Genomic DNA, 580 nt, shown 5'->3' on the forward strand with positions numbered 1-580 from the left:
GGGCAGGGCGAGGGGATTAAAACCAGTCGGCGCACCTGGTTGAAGGACTTCGTAGTTGCCTCCCAGTGCTCGAATGAAAATTTCGCCGCCGCGATCCTTGTCGAAAAAAATGCAGCGCGGCGTTGGTTTGATGCGCTGCGACTGCGCCATCAGAAAGGAGAGGGCCACCGTCTTGCCTGAGCCGGATGGTCCTACCATAGTGAAATTACCGAGATCACGGACGTGAAAATTAAAGAAGTAAGCGCTTTGGCTGGTCGTCTCCAGCAGCGAAATGGCGCTGCCCCAGTGATTGCTTTCCTTCTGGCCACTGGGAAAATTATGCAACGACAGAAACCCGGCAAAATTCTTCGACGAAATCATCGCCGACCGGGCGATATACGAAAAATTACCGGGCAGCTGCGCCCAGAATGCTGGTTCACAGTTCAGATCCTCGCGCAGCCAGATAATGGATTGATCGGTAAGCGTAGCTCCGACGGAGCGGATGCAGCGATCGAGTTCAGCTTTGTCGGCGCCAAGACACATGACCGACAGATGGTGTTCGCCATAGATGGAGCGCGAGCTCAAAAGCTCATCGCGTGCC

At 54.8% G+C, this 580-nt stretch carries 1 protein-coding gene; it reads right to left on the bottom strand.

Translation table 11 applies throughout. The features are described 5' to 3' along the window. A partial coding sequence (locus ACXJ5O_RS29290) for a VirB4 family type IV secretion/conjugal transfer ATPase (protein WP_457302961.1) occupies positions 1-580 on the bottom strand: 580 nt, incomplete at both ends.

This window comes from Phyllobacterium sp. P5_D12, assembly GCF_054049495.1.